Origin of the sequence: Lacrimispora struthionigena, assembly GCF_048627165.1 — a bacterium.
In the GTDB taxonomy this organism is placed as follows: domain Bacteria; phylum Bacillota; class Clostridia; order Lachnospirales; family Lachnospiraceae; genus Lacrimispora.
On the sequence record NZ_JBMBWP010000002.1, the window covers coordinates 3,184,601 to 3,199,949 of the forward strand.

The 15,349-nt window shown below is 40.0% G+C and carries 12 protein-coding genes; 7 read left to right on the forward strand and 5 right to left on the reverse strand.

Annotated features, from left to right (window positions below):
• Positions 1–18: 18 nt before the first annotated feature.
• From ACOAOT_RS24045 to ACOAOT_RS24060, 4 genes are all read right to left on the reverse strand, one after another.
• On the reverse strand, positions 19–2,688 hold the full coding sequence (locus ACOAOT_RS24045) for a winged helix-turn-helix domain-containing protein (RefSeq protein WP_420219250.1): 2,670 nt from the start codon (positions 2,686–2,688) through the stop codon (positions 19–21).
• 194 nt (positions 2,689–2,882) lie between these two features.
• Positions 2,883–3,221: a P-II family nitrogen regulator gene (locus tag ACOAOT_RS24050; RefSeq protein ID WP_420219251.1), complete on the reverse strand. Its 339-nt coding sequence runs from the start codon at positions 3,219–3,221 to the stop codon at positions 2,883–2,885.
• A 39-nt stretch (positions 3,222–3,260) separates the two neighbouring features.
• Complete coding sequence (locus tag ACOAOT_RS24055) at positions 3,261–4,832, reverse strand: ammonium transporter (protein ID WP_420219252.1); 1,572 nt, start codon at positions 4,830–4,832, stop codon at positions 3,261–3,263.
• 44 nt (positions 4,833–4,876) lie between these two features.
• Positions 4,877–5,170, reverse strand: a complete 294-nt coding sequence (locus tag ACOAOT_RS24060) for a hypothetical protein (RefSeq protein WP_420219253.1) — start codon at positions 5,168–5,170, stop codon at positions 4,877–4,879.
• 363 nt (positions 5,171–5,533) lie between these two features.
• On the opposite strand from ACOAOT_RS24060, the gene ACOAOT_RS24065 reads away from it, so the two are divergent.
• The 5 genes from ACOAOT_RS24065 to ACOAOT_RS24085 all read left to right on the forward strand — a co-directional run bounded on the left by ACOAOT_RS24065 (position 5,534) and on the right by ACOAOT_RS24085 (position 10,072).
• The gene (locus tag ACOAOT_RS24065) at positions 5,534–6,508 is read left to right on the forward strand and encodes an ABC transporter substrate-binding protein (protein WP_420219254.1); all 975 of its coding nucleotides are present in this window, start codon (positions 5,534–5,536) and stop codon (positions 6,506–6,508) included.
• 429 nt (positions 6,509–6,937) lie between these two features.
• Positions 6,938–7,378, forward strand: coding sequence for a single-stranded DNA-binding protein (locus tag ACOAOT_RS24070; protein ID WP_420219255.1), 441 nt, complete (start codon positions 6,938–6,940; stop codon positions 7,376–7,378).
• Positions 7,344–8,327, forward strand: coding sequence for a hypothetical protein (locus ACOAOT_RS24075; protein ID WP_420219256.1), 984 nt, complete (start codon positions 7,344–7,346; stop codon positions 8,325–8,327). The genes ACOAOT_RS24070 and ACOAOT_RS24075 overlap by 35 nt, the downstream gene beginning before the upstream one ends.
• A 14-nt stretch (positions 8,328–8,341) precedes the next feature.
• Positions 8,342–8,584 carry a hypothetical protein gene (locus tag ACOAOT_RS24080; RefSeq protein WP_420219257.1) on the forward strand — a complete coding sequence of 81 codons (243 nt, stop codon included), beginning with the start codon at positions 8,342–8,344 and terminating at the stop codon, positions 8,582–8,584.
• 9 nt (positions 8,585–8,593) lie between these two features.
• Positions 8,594–10,072, forward strand: a complete 1,479-nt coding sequence (locus ACOAOT_RS24085) for a recombinase family protein (RefSeq protein WP_420219258.1) — start codon at positions 8,594–8,596, stop codon at positions 10,070–10,072.
• 93 nt (positions 10,073–10,165) lie between these two features.
• Here the strand turns inward: ACOAOT_RS24085 and ACOAOT_RS24090 are convergent, their stop codons facing one another.
• Positions 10,166–10,729, reverse strand: coding sequence for a TetR/AcrR family transcriptional regulator (locus tag ACOAOT_RS24090; RefSeq protein WP_420219259.1), 564 nt, complete (start codon positions 10,727–10,729; stop codon positions 10,166–10,168).
• 162 nt (positions 10,730–10,891) lie between these two features.
• Between ACOAOT_RS24090 and ACOAOT_RS24095 the strand changes: the two genes are divergently transcribed.
• Complete coding sequence (locus tag ACOAOT_RS24095) at positions 10,892–12,112, forward strand: efflux RND transporter periplasmic adaptor subunit (RefSeq protein ID WP_420219260.1); 1,221 nt, start codon at positions 10,892–10,894, stop codon at positions 12,110–12,112.
• Positions 12,109–15,204, forward strand: a complete 3,096-nt coding sequence (locus tag ACOAOT_RS24100) for an efflux RND transporter permease subunit (RefSeq protein ID WP_420219261.1) — start codon at positions 12,109–12,111, stop codon at positions 15,202–15,204. The genes ACOAOT_RS24095 and ACOAOT_RS24100 overlap by 4 nt, the downstream gene beginning before the upstream one ends.
• Positions 15,205–15,349 lie beyond the last annotated feature (145 nt).

The following is a 15,349-nucleotide window of genomic DNA, read 5'->3' on the forward strand; positions in this document are numbered from 1 at the left end:
ATTCTGGAGCTGAATAAATCAGTAAATAGTATGAATTATTCCTCTTTTTTCTGCCTCCACCACTGCTTTAGAACGACTATTCACTTCGAGTTTTGTAAATAGATTCAGTACATGACTTTTTACTGTACTGATTGAAATATATAACAATTGGGCGATCTCTTCATTACTAGCCCCGGAACTAATTAGTTCTAAAACTTCCAATTCTCTTTTTGTTAAAAGCGGAACACCTTTGACAGCTTTTTTAGATGTATTATCAAAAGAGTTTAAAATATCTTTGGCATACATGATACTTGAATTATCAGAGACGGTATTTTCCTGGGTCAGAAATTCAGTTAGTATTGAATTTATCCGGGCTCCGTAATTGATGAATAATCTTATATAATTTTCATTTCGGCATTTAATAAGAGCCCTGTTTAATTCCGTAAAAGCAGCTTCAGGATTTGATAGACTTAGCCATGCGTCTGATTTGAGTATTTCTAACTGAGTTTCATAAAGCCTGCCAATATTGTCCAGTTTCAATATTTCATCAATATAGAAAAGGGCATTTTCATATTCCTCTCGTTTAACCAGTATCTCGGCCAGTAGAACATAATCATGCAGATTGTATTTTTGGAGATGATCCATAGGGGACAATTGATATTGTTCAATGAATTCCTCTGCTTTTTCAATATCACCCATATCTAAATAAAATCTTGCCCTGCAGTATTCGATATGTCTTTTAAAACCATAGGTGTTTTCTTTTTCTGAAAGATTCAAAGCTTTATTAATTACTTCAATTGCTCTTTTGTCATTACCTTTGGCTAACAATGCCCGGGCTTTTATTACATAACAATTATTTTTTATATCAAAGATACCGCTTTGTTCAAACATTTGAATTGCTTTATCCGAATAATCAGCAGCAAGTTCGATATCATTTTTTAAATAAAAGATCTCAGATAATCCGGAATAGATAATACCTAATAAAGGGATGGAGTTTCCTCCTTTTTCTTTTAAGTATTTTTCTGCTTCCTGATATAGTATTTCTCCTTCTTTTAATCTGCCCTGGCAGGTCAACATCATGCCAAGACCTCCCCATGAATAAGCAGCCGAATAAAGATTTCCTATTTTAAGGCTTGCTGTAAGAGCTTTTAAATAATATTGTTCTGCCTCCCAAATATCTCCATGAACGATGTATGTAGTTGCAATACTCATTAAGGCAGCCGCATAGTTGGGATTAAACTGATCCACCAGCTCCATGGCACTTTTCAACAACTGAATACTCTCTTCCAGGTGATTCATTTTAATAAATGCTTTTGCAATAAGATATTCCCCTTTCATATCAAGCTGTTTTTTTAATGCATCCTCTTCATATTTATTTTCAATCAGTTCTATATAATAACTGGCGTCACTGATTTTATGTCTGGATAAATAAATCCATACATAATCCAGCATCAGCCGTATATTCCCGAATACATATTGCGCCGGCACAGATTCGATCCATTTTTCAATTACTGTGAACTGTCCCTGATAAATCAGAGGACTGCTGATCTGTTCAATCAGATAAATTGCCTTTTCATAGCATTGTGCTTTCAGATAGCAGGTGCAGGCTTCCTGTGTGTAGCCTTTTATTTCGTACCATTGTGCCGCTTTTCCATATATATCTTTTACTATTTCAGGCTCATTTTCGTATGCTTTCTTTCTTAAAAAAGCCGCAAAAAGACTATGATACCGATACCATTCCTGTTTCTGATCAAAACAGGAGAGAAATAGATTCATTTCAAGCGCCTGTCTTAACAGATCACCGCTGTTTTCCATATTAGTCACAGCCTGGCACAGCTCAAGGGAAAACACATCTAACAGTGATGTCTTTATCAGAAACTCATAGAGAGCAGGAGACTGGCTGTTTAAGATATCCTCCATGAAATAAGCTGCAAAATTTGACTGAAATATCATTGTTTCCATATCTGATAATGATTCTGGCCCCTTACGCTTACAGTATAATGCGGAAATCTGAAGTCCCACCGGCCAGCCTTCAGTTAATTCATAAAGCCGGGTTAACTGATCGTATGTAAGCCTTAACTCCATGATCTCGTTTGTATATGCTGCTGCTTCTTTATTGCTGAACTTAAGCTCATTCTCTCCAATTTCAATGATACTATTTAGGTGCACGATTCCTGACAGCTGGGCTGCTATATGCAGGCGGCTTGTAAGAATCAGATGTATATTATAAGGCATGTGATTAATGAAGAATTTCAGCCCATTAAAAATCTGCCTGTTTTTTATTACATGCAGATCTTCAATTATGTAAAGAAATTTTTTTCTGCTCTCCAGAATCTCATTGATCAGTACCGTAATCATTGTTTCTATACCGCCTATTCGGGAGGCATTTAATAGATTTAATGACTTTTCGCCAATTTCTGGTATTGCTGATTTTATCGCAGATATAAAATAAATCCAGAATCTGTTTTCTTCATTGTCGTCTGCGTCCAGAGTGAGCCATGATGCAGTTAGTGATCTTTTTTTATGCATTGTTATCCAGGAACTTAAAAGAGTTGTTTTTCCGAATCCGGCTGGCGCACTGATAAAGGTCAGTCTGCTGTTCATGGAATCATCCAGTATACCAAAGAGATTCTCTCTTGCTATGGCTTTCTGCCGGTAAATATGATTAATGCAGTATTTTGTTTCCAAAAGTTCAATCGGATTACTCATTATGCGATCCCTGCCTGATATATTTTTTGTCATTACAGATTATCTTAATATTATGATAAAACCTGCCAGCGGAATTTGCAATATGCGTTGTAAATATTGTTCATATGCGAAAGAGTCTGGTAAACGCAACCAATGGGAATCTGAATGCCTTGATTTATAAGGCGTTCAGATTCCCATTGGTTGATTTGGTTATCTCATAATGCATCTTCACCGCGTTCTCCAGTGCGGATTCTAACTACGTCATCCACATCATAGATGAAAATCTTACCGTCACCGTAATTACCGGTATTAATTTGTGTTACTATTTCATTGACAATGACTTCAGCAATTTCTGCGGGTACCACAGTTTCTACTTTTAATTTCGGAAGCAGATTAACGGTTGTTTCCGTTCCTCTGTAGATTGTCTTATATCCCTTTTGGTTGCCATAGCCCATAATATTTGAAATCATTAAACCATTTGCCTTATTGTCATTGAGGATTTTCTTTACATCTTCCAATCGTTCGGGCTTAATAATAATCTCCAACTTTTTCATATATATTACCTTCCTTCGGCACATTGCCATAATGTTTAGTTACCCCTTTTTAAATCTGTCTAATTGTTTAATCTCTATGTTATCAGCAGAGTCAAAATCCAGTTCAGATTTTACTAACTGAAGATCCGGATATGCAGCTACGCCCATTTCTGGAATATCCAGTCCTGCAAGTTCTGCTTCTGGTGATACCCTTAAGCCCCAGACTTTATCCAGAACTTTAAAGAATACATAAGATACACCAAATCCCCATACAAAAAGAACAATTACTGCAATAAACTGGGCTGCAAACTGGGAAGCATCCCCGTAGAATAAACCCTTCACCCCACCTGCAACACCGTTAATCCCATCTCCGTAGGATCCATCGGCAAATAAACCTAAAGAAAGAACTCCCCAAAGACCGTTTACACAGTGAACAGAAATGGCGCCTACCGGATCATCCAGCCTTAAATGATTCTCTACAAAAGATACTGACAGACAAACCAGTATACCTGCTATTAATCCAATAATAAAAGAAGAAGCTGCATTAACGAATGCACAGGGTGCAGTAATGGCAACCAGACCTGCCAGCGCACCGTTTGCTGTCATGGAAGGATCTGGTTTTCCATATCTGATCCACATATAAAACATGGCTGCCAGACCACCGATTGCACCGGCTATCATGGTGTTGGTTGCAACAACAGAAAGCCTGAAATCCGAAGCGTTCAGCGTGGAACCGGCATTAAAAGAAAACCAGCAGAAGAAAAGGATAATGGTTCCAATAATGGCCATAGGGATATCGTGCCCCGGAAATGCCCTTGTAGTTCCGTCTTTTTTGAATTTACCAATTCTTGGACCAATGACGATTGCCCCAGCCAGTGCCAGCATGCCGCCCATTGAGTGAACAACTGCAGAACCGGCAAAATCTACTACGCCGTGTCCCAAACCGAAGTTTTTACCAAGGGTTGACAACCAGCCACCGCCCCATACCCAGTTTCCAAACAGAGGGTAGAGAAACATGGAAATAAAAAATGAAGTAATAACAATCGCGGAATATTTTATCCGTTCTGCAACAGCACCGGTTGGAATCGTAACGGTCGTATCCATAAATACCATCTGGAAGAAAAACAATGCATAGATACCAGGGTCATAGATACCGTCACCAGATAATAAAAATCCCTTATAACCCAGAATACCTCCAAAACCGGGTATTGAAAGCATGGAATTAAGTGCACTTCCCCCTGTTCCCAAGCCTGCAGCACCGCCAGAGCCGCCAAACTGGAGTGCAAAGCCAACAAGAAAATATCCAACAGCGCCAACTAAGAATACCATAAAGTTCATTGTCATGGTGTGAGCTGCATTTTTACCACGGCAGAATCCGGTTTCAACCATAGCAAAACCGCACTGGAAAAAGAACACCATAAAGCCGGTTATCATAATCCAGGTAAAATTAGCACCATAATAAGCTTTGTTGGCCATGGTAGCCACATCTGTAATTGTTTCTTTTCCGGTAGGCATTACATAGGAAGCACCTGTTGGATCTGCACTGCCTGGCGAGGAAAAAGCCAAAGCCAATGCAATTGCCGCAATTCCTAATACGATCAGTAAACCAATGATTGTTCCTGTTTTTTTCATGAAAATAACCTCCTTTTTATTAAAACATTTTTTACACCCAAATCTTACTTCTTCTTTTCTTTTATAAAATGCTTCCAGCAAAACTCCGACGTACTTTTATAGACTTCCTCCTTAAGCCTGCCTACCGAGAAATAATATCGGATACCCAGATACATTACCAATAATCCTAATATCGCTCCGGGAATCTGTGAATTTAAAACATGAAAGCTGATATTATTAAAAAAACTGAAAGCACAAAAAAACATACCAAGAAAAATAATGAATAAGGCTGATCCAAAAAGTACTGCCAGGGTCAGGGCTTTTTGGATTAAGATTGTTGATTGGTTTTGCTTTTTCATAAATTCCTCCTTTAAAATTAAAATAAAAAAAGAGCCTAGCCTAAGAAAGCATAAACTCCATCGTTAATAGTTAATATTAAGTTTTCAAATAAAAGAAGTCAGAACATGCAGGTTCTGACTTCTTCGTCAATTAAATTAATAATATAACGTTAATATATAACTTTGTTTCGTGAAATGCAACTGTATTCTATTGTTACCAGCCATAAATCGTAATACAAAATTAGACATAATGCGACATGTGAAGGCAGCCGCTAAAAGATAAATCCGGGCAGGAACTTTTCTCTAACCTGTACAAAGACAGATATTTATGATATACTAACTCTGGTTAGTTGAGACTTACTAAAGACGGGAGGTACTCATATCATGAGTAAATACAAGAGAAGAAGTATACTGGCAGCTGCAGCTTTATCTGCCATACTGCTTACTGCCTGCGGAGCAGCAAATAAAGAAGCAGCCACTGATGCTGGTTCAAAGGTTACCGAACAAGCCGAAGAGACAACTGCAGGCAAAGATACAAGAGTCATTAAGATGGAATATGGAGATGTAGAAATACCTGCCAATCCAAAACGGGTGGTGGTTGCATTCTTCCAGGGGGATTTACTTGCACTTGGGATTCACCCGGTAGGCACCTCTTTTAACGATGATGCTGTATTTGAACAGGAGCTGGGAGACGTTACTGTTGTGGATGCCTTCGAATTAAATCCGGAAGCCATTATGGAGTTGGATCCTGATCTCATTATCTGGAACAACACAGACGATTATGAGAGTCTGTCAAAGATTGCACCAACTCTGGCCAGAAATTACTACGATATGGAAGTAAAGGACCGGCTTGCATTTTTCGGAGAGGTATTTGGAGTACCGGAAAAGGCAGAAAAGATTATGACAGACTTTGAGAAAAAGGCAGAAGAATCTAAGAAACAGCTTTCTGAAAAAGGATTGGCGGATAAGAATGTCATACTTCTGGAAAACCAGACGAAGGGAATATTAAGAGCTTTTGGTGATGATTATGGACGAGGCGGTGAGATCATTTATCAATACTTGGGCTTAAAAGCACCGGAAAGGATTCAGAAAGAGGTTATGGATCAAGAGGGTGTGAATTTCATAGATATTTCCTATGAGACTCTTAAGGATTATGTAGGGGATTACATATTCTCTGATGAGAGGATAGCTGATCTGAAAGGCGTGGAAGTGTGGGAGAGCCTTCCGGCAGTCAGGGAAGGCCGACTGGTGCAAAACTCCAGCGGAATGTTCTGGTTCAGCGACATTACGTCCATGAACGCACAGATGGATTTTATTATGGATTCTTTACTAAAGACAGTGGAAGGGCAGTCCCGTTAAAGTTAAAGGTGAAGGCGCTCAAATCCTCAGGACAGATATGCTGTTCTGGGGATTTTTTGCTGTTATTTTTTATAAAAGGACTTTACTAAATATAATTTATCTGATAGGATGTAATTGTTAAAATCTAAATTCATTTCTATGATTGCATTATTTTTGAAAATTCTTGTATTTAAATTAATTTCCCTTTAAACGTATTATTTGCTTTTTATCATAATGATCATTATTCTAAATGACAGCTATTTTTCTTTTTTCTTTGTGTATTCTATTTTAATTTCCCCATGTTGTTGAGCGTCTTTTTGAGAGGAGGTGCCAGGTCAATCTACGAAATGAATAAGATGATTTGAACAGAAACTATTAATAAAAGAGATACAACTAAATAACTATAGTCTCTCCTCTGCCAAATCCGGATGGGGGAAGAATGGAGGAAAAATGAATCGTGTATTTTTAATGGGAAGGCTGACAAGAGATCCGGAAGTGAGATATTCACAAGGAGAACGTACGATGGCAATTGCCAGATATACACTTGCTGTTGACCGCCGAGGACGCAGGAATCAGGACAGTACTGAGCCAACGGCTGATTTCATTAACTGCGTATCATTCGATAAGACAGGAGAATTTGCGGAAAAATATTTCCGTCAGGGAATGCGGGTGCTGGTGTCTGGAAGGATTCAGACAGGAAGCTATATAAACAAAGATGGAATAAAGGTTTATACCTTTGAAGTGATTGTGGATGAGCAGGAGTTTGCTGATAGTAAAAACTTAGCATCGGGAGAGAGTCAGGTACCAAGGCCGGAACCTTCTGGGGCATTGGGAGATGGGTTTATGAATATTCCTGATGGAATTGATGATCCGGATTTGCCGTTTAACTAAACTGGCTATGACAACTAAAAGTTTTATAATCAACACCGTCTATCTCATCTTCCTGTCTTTGTTAACAGGTCTGTTTCTGTCTTACGGTGCAGATGAATCCATTGAAATAAGAAAAGATATCCGGCCGGGGGAGGTTTTAACAGTTGATTCCCCAGCGTTTGTGGGCAGTTCCGAAGATTATGCACCGTTGGAAACAATAATAAAAGAGGGAAAAAAATATTATTTAACCAACAGTGAGATTTTGGACATTTTTACAGAAGAAAAAACTGAATATTCGGAATCCTCGATTTTATATGAAGGAGTGGAGTATATTGACCTTATGCCGGAGACGGCATGGGTACAGGTAATAACTGAAGATTTGAAGCTTAAACAGACTGTAGAACTGCCTGTAGTTTCTCAGGTGGAAGAACGATCATACTGGGATTATAACTTTACTTTTCCCATAGAGGTTTCCGGTTATCAGGAAGATACTTATTTGCTGGGGGACAGAGAAATTTCTAATGGTGCACCGCTAACAGACTATACAGAGGAATTTTTAAAGTATTTAAATCTCCCTGGGGATTATTATGAAATAACAAGTATTGTCTGGACTGGAGAACCGGTAGAGCGAAATGGGGACATGGTCCGCAATGCTCAGGCACGGGGGAAGAAGCTGGTTAAAAATATCAGAGCTGTATATGGTGGAGAGGTTACAGTTCCGTCTGTGCAGGCCCGGATTTACCGAGGTAATTATGAGGAGGACAGGACTGAAAGCCAGACAGATCCGCTACTTTATAAAGACAGTGAGGCTGCCGTTTATGAACGCCAGGCATGGAATGGATACCGAAAGATAGAAAGATATATAATTACAATAACCATTACACTTACAGTATTACTATTGCTGCTGATCCTCATACTGATTCTGCATAAGAAGAAAAAGGCAGAATCTGAGCCTGACCAATCTGATTAAAAAGAAGCCTGTCTATGTGGATTAAATATCAATGGCTGACATATATTGAAACAAGCAATTACATAAATGAGGTGAATTCGTACTGCATGAGAGTGGAAAATATTTATCCCGTCTATAAGACCACTCAGGACCGGGAGAATCATGTGCAGAAGATATATGAAGAGCTTCAATTAGTTTTTTTTAATAAATCACAATCCGAAAAAGATGGTTCTCTTTTAGTTAAAGAGCAAATGGTTCATATAAAGAAGGGAAAGTAATAAAGCCATATGGATGCGATTTATGCCAGACAGTCAATTGATAAAAAAGACAGCCTCTCCATTGAGACCCAATTAAGCTTTGCCAGAAGTATGGCAATTGGTGAACCCAGATTATACATAGACAGAGGTATATCTGGAAAAGATGTGGTACACAGACCGGAATTTCTAAAATTGTTAAACGATATAAAGACAGGTACGATTAACCGGATTCTTGTTTACAAACTTGACCGGTTTACCAGGTCTCTTCTGGACTTTACCAATACCTGGGAATACATGAGCAAATATAAGGTAGAGTTTATTTCTGTCACGGAAAATTTTGATACCTCAACTCCCATAGGAAAAGCAATGATATTTATTATGGCTGTGTTTGCCCAGATGGAGCGGGAGCAGATATCAAGAAGAGTCTATGATAATTATTATGACAGGATTGAACTGGGGCGATGGCCAGGCGGTCCCGCCCCCTATGGTTACAGCAATACAACAGTAACTCAGGGAGATAAAAAGGTGTCTTCACTGAAATTAGAGGATAACGTAAAGATTCTGGAAGAAATTATGAAGGTTTACGCGTATCCAACCACCAGTCTGGGAGATATCAGACGAATGATGGCAACCAGACAATTACCTGGACCAAACAGCGAAAAATGGTCAGCCTGCTCCATCGGACGGGTACTTCGAAATCCAGCCAGTGTGAAATGTGATCATGCAGTTTATACGTACTTTAAAAAACTGGGGGTAAACATGATTAATCCCCTTTCTGACTTTAATGGGAAGCACGGCGGTATGCTGGTAGGAAAAAAGGGAGCGGTGACAAAAGACGCTATGGATTCCAGTGAGGCCACCTTTGCCATTGGGAACTGGCCTGGGTATATTGATTCTGAGCTGTGGCTTCGCTGCCAGAGAAAGCTGGATACTAATGAGAAGGTGGCTTCCAATGACGGCCCCCGCAACAGCTGGCTGACGGGACTGTTAAAATGTGCAGACTGCAGGAGAGCAATCATGGTACGTAAATACAAACGTAAATCAGATGGGGAAATAGTCCGTACCATAAGATGCCGGGGAAAGGATTTTCTGGATTGTGATTTAAAACCTCAGATGAGAATTGAACAGATTGAGGGTTCTGTACAAGGGGAACTGCAGAAGCTTCTTGACAGATGCAAACCTGCTCCCATTGGAACCAACAATGGAACCAATGAACTGGAACTGGAACTGATCCGGATTGATGAAGCAGTTGGTAATTTAATGCAGGTTTTGAAGACAAAAACGGTCAGCCCACTGACTGTGGATTACGTTAATAAAGAACTGGAAGAACTTTCGGAGGAAAAGAAAAAACTGTTGGAAGAGAAAGAACGGTTAGCTTTTAAATCCGTTTATCCGGAAAAAATAATATTTTCTCAGTTAAGTAAAGAAGACAAACGGGCTGTAGCATTTTCTTATCTGGAAACAGTGGTGGTGAGGGAAGATTATATCAGTCTTATATGGAAAGTGTGATTATAATTGTACACGTAAAAGAAGTATCCACAGGATATCAGGAGTGGATGCTTCTTTGCGTTTAACCAATTCATGGTTTTTATAGATATTAACTTACCAGACAATCATAGAACTCATATAATCCACCATCTGATCGATGGGAATGCGCATCCCATTTTGAAGCCACCACATGATTAAAGCAATTGCAGCACCTGTATAATATTCAGACATAATGGAGATGGGCACAGGACTTGGAATCCCCAGCCGCTTCTCATCCAAACGAAAACACCGGTCAAGATAGGTGCTGACCGTGTTTTTTAAAAGATAAGCCATAAAATCATTTTTAATATGAGAGGCACTTTGAACGAAAAAATCCTTATATTTACTGGCATATTCAAACATTTGGCGGATGATGCGCCGGTAATACTCCTGTTCCGTTTCCCCCTCTTCGATATGTAGTTCAATAAATTTACGCTGTTCATCTGAAAACATAGTTTCTAGCAGCTGGTATTTATCTTCAAAATGTTTATAGAATGTGGTACGGTGTACCATAGCCTTTTTGCAGATATCAGTCACAGTAATTTCTTCAAACGGTTTTTTCAGAACCAGTTCAAAAAGTGCATCACTAAGAAAATGGTAGGTTCTGATCATACGCAAGTCAATTGTCTGCTCTCCCATATATATTACTCCAATCTACACTTCCTTGTAATATGTAGTTTAGGCTACACATTGCAAAGTCTGTTTCTTGCTTTTTCTCTGAAAAAATAATATCATGCAAAACGATAGGTGTAAACAAAAATACGGATAAAAGCAGAGCGGCAATCATGGAGGAGTAAGGCAATGATAAAGAAAATAAGAATATCCAGATGGGCGACAGTCATGGTTTTGTGCGCATTGCTGCTGACTGGCTGCAGTGGTGATAAAGGACAGGAGAAAAAAGAAGTGAGGAGTATTTCGGTGGCGACCGTAAGTGAGGCAGCTTATACGGACACACTTAATCTAAGCGGTAATGTAACGCCGGTTGAAACTGCAAATCTTTCTTTTAAGCTTTCTGGAAAACTGAAAGAAGTATATGTGCGGGAAGGTGATTTTGTGGAAATGGGGCAGAAGGTAGCGGAACTTGGTATGGAAGACTATTCATTACAGGTACAGGTCGCTCAGGCTCAGTTTCGGGCCGCCGATGCCCAGTATGCCACTGCAAAGATGCAGGTGGACACAGATGCTCCGTCAAAGATAGCCCAGGCCAAAGCTCAGCTGGTGCTCACACAGAAAACTTATAACAGAGTAAAAGCTCTTTATGAGGCGCAGGCAGTATCCCAGAGTGACCTGGATGAAATTTCGGCAAAGCTGGCGGCGGATTCTGAAACTTATCAGCAGGCACTGGAAGGGAAAAATATGGCTGTAGCACAGATGGAAGCAGCAGGAGCCCAAAAGGATCAGGCAGCTGCAGCCGCAGATAAAGCAGCCAGAGATTTATCGGATACTGCACTAAACAGCCCCATGGGCGGAGTCATATTAAAAAAGATTATGAATGGAGGAGAAACGGCAGCAGCTGGGTATCCGGTTGTTGTTATCGGACGAACGGATGAGGTTTACATAGAAGTTGGCATTTCAGATGAGCAGATTAATGAGATTAAACAGGGACAGAAGGCAGATGTATCGGTTTATGGCATTGAGACGGCATTTCAAGGAAGTGTTGCAGAAATAGGCGCATTAGCAGATAGCAATACCCGTACTTTCACAGTGAAAATCCGGGTAAAAAATCCCTCAGGCGTGTTAAAACCGGGAATGATTGCAAATGTTCTTCTTCATACCGGTTCCCAACAGGCTGTATTAATTCCTCTTGACAGTGTACTGCAGCGTGCAGATGGGTCAGTAGTATACGTCTATGATTCTGTAAGCGGATTGGTAAAACGGAAAAATGTAACCACCGGAGAAATTCGTGGAAATTCTATTGAAATACTTACCGGACTGGGATTCGGAGATCAAATAGTAACGGAAGGCCAGTTCTTATTATATGACGGCGATGCTGTTCAGCTTGCTAAGGAGGTTATGCCATGATTGCATGGAGTGTAAAGCATAAAAGCATTCTTGCATTGCTGACCGGATTATTTCTGGTGCTTGGAATTTATTCGTATATCGTAATGGAGAGGCAGGAAAACCCGGAGGTAACCAGCCCGGTTGCTTCCGTCACCTGCATTTATCCGGGAGCAAGTCCGGAGGATATTGAAAAATTGATTGTTAAACCCATTGAAGATAAAGTCGATACTATTGCAGGAATTAAGAGGCTGGAAAGCTATTCAGTTGATTCGGCAGGAGTAATTCAGATCACATTAAAAGATATGAGTGATAATGAGATTAACAAAAAATGGGATAAGCTTCGGGAGAAGATAGATGAAATTAAACCAGAACTTCCTGCAAATGCACAGGCACCAGTAATAAAAACAGACTTTTCCAGTTCATACGGACTTATCCTGGGACTCACCGGAGAGGACAACACCAATCAGGAAATGGCCAATGTAGCCAGACAGATAAAGAACATTCTGTCTAAGGATACTGATGTGAAAGCTGTGGATATTATGGGAGATGAAAGGCAGCAGGTTGAAATTGACTTAAATATGTCAAAGCTTCAGCAGTATGGGATCTCCCCTGCTACAGTAGCGACTCAGCTTGGCGCCCGCAATATTAATATACCAGGGGGTAATCTGGAACTTACAGGCACTAAGATTCCAGTTCAGGTATCCGGTGAATATCAGTCTATAGAGGAAATAAAAAATACGATTGTCTCTGTTTCAACTGATTCCGGTACACCTGTTTATTTGAAAAATGTGGCTGAAGTTCTTCAAACGCCGATGAAACCAGAAAAACAGGTATACGTAAATGGAAGCCAGGGCGTGTTGATTGGTGTTAAATATGCGGACGGAATTAATATACTAAATGTAGAAAAGCGTCTTCAGGATAAGGTCAATGAGTTTGTAAAATTGAAACTTTATGCAGGAATGAAGCTGACTGAATTAAACAACCAGGCCAATTTTGTAAAGGACTCCATAGACATGTTTGCAGATAATCTGATCGAGGGAGTTCTGCTGGTTTTCGTAGTAGTTCTTATTTCCATGGGCTTACGATCAGCTGCGGTGGTCTCCATTCCAATCCCAATTATCTGCATTCTTGTATTTGGCTATATGTATCTCACAAGAATTCCTCTTCACCAGGTAGCAGTTGCTTCACTGATGATCTCTTTAAGTTTAATGGTGGCAAATGGAATTGTTGCAAATGATAACATTCATGTTTATCTGACTAAAGGTGAGACTCTTACGGATGCCTGCATTAATGGAGTAAAGGAGGTTGGTATCCCTATTTTAACCTCATCACTGACAACGGTTGCTTCCTTTCTTCCATTGGCAATGATGAATGGAGATGCGGGTAAATTTGTAAAAACACTTCCTATTCTGGTAAGTGTAGCTCTTGCAGGCTCCTATCTGACTTCTCTTACACTTGTTCCGGCACTGGGGCACCTGCTTTACGGAAAACAGGCAAAGGAAAAACCAGTCAAAGCAAAACCGCCAAAGTATGCAGTATGGATTCTAAAAGCAGCTGAAAAATTGCACTTAAAGCAGCTTTTAGATAAAGGGAATGAATTATACAGACGTATATTAAATTATTCATTAAGCAAACCACGAACCGTACTGTTGTTTTTTGCTGGGTTGCTGGCAGCTTCCGCTCTTGTAGTTCCAACTCTTGCGGTACAGCTTTTCCCTCCGGTAGAGCGTGACCAGTATGTGCTCAATGTAACAACTCAGGATGGAAGTACGTTAGAAAAAACGCTGGCTCAGTGCCGTAAGGTTTCGGCTGTTCTGGAAAAAGAAAAATCCATACAATCCTTTGCCAGTACTGCAGGTGATGGTTTTATGAAATATTATGTTACCTTTGAACCGGAGCAGCAGGCGACCAATAAAGCTCAGTTTTTGATTAATGGAACCCGGGTAGAAGCAGCGGATGTGGAAAAAAGAATTCGTGAAGCGGTTCCTGGGATTAATACCACTCTTAAATATTTAGAAATCAGCCTTCCGCTGACTTATCCAATACAGGTGCGCATATCAGGTGATAATATTGAGAAACTCCGGAGCCTGGCTTTAGAGGTTGAGGAACGGTGTCGTACAGTACCAGGAACCCATACAGTGGAAGATAACTATGGAAATAACAGCTACCGCTTAAACGTGAATGTAAACGAGGAAAAGGCCAATCTGGTGGGTATTACCAATTATGATGTAGCCAGCACGGTGAGAATGGCTGTAAACGGATTAGAGATATTAAAAATGAAGCAAAAGGATTTGGAGAAAGATTCCCTTCCTGTCATTGCAAAGATATCAGATAAAGATAAAACCAGCCGGGAGATACTTAACACCATATTCTTAACTTCTCAGATCACAGGAAAAAATGTTCCATTGACACAGATTGCTGCCATACAGACCCAGTCTTCATTGAACCAGATTATCCGGCGAAACAGTCAACGTACCATAACTGTGGGCAGTTATGTGGCAGATGGATACAATACGGCTTCAGTGATGGAAAACGTGGAAAAAAGCATGGAGGGACTCCAGCTCCCAGATGGCTACACATTGGAATACGGCGGCGAAAGTGAAAACAGCACAGATGCATTTTCTTCCATGACTTTGCCAACAATTATTGCGGTTATCCTGATTTATATTATACTGGTCTTTCAGTTTGGGGATCTTGTGGAACCGCTCATTATAATGGGGACTATTCCATTGTCCTTTATCGGAATTATATGGGGCTTAAAATGGATGGGGTATCCCATCGGATTCATGGCGCTGCTGGGGGCCATCAGCCTTATGGGCGTTGTTGTAAATAACGGTATTGTACTACTGGATTACATTAAGGTGCTCCTTCCCCAGACGGAAAACGTGAAGGAAGCCATTGTTCAGGCATGTGAAACACGCATGCGTCCCATAATTATTGGGATGGTAACGACTGTTTTCTCCCTTCTGCCGCTTATGACATCAGGTGGACCGTTATGGGCGCCTATGGCTACTGCTGTAATTTTTGGAATGATTCTGTCTACCGTTTTAACAATGATTGTGATACCCTGCTCTTATGCGATGATTGCGTACAGTCGTGCAAATCGGAAATAAATTTTAAATCAAGTTAAAAAGGTTTTGTTCGCAATTTTATGAACAAAGCCTTTTTTATTGCAGATAAATTAAAAAACTATGAAACAAATAAATTATATATTTTTGAAAAATATGATATTATAGTGTAAAAGATTGAAAACGGGAG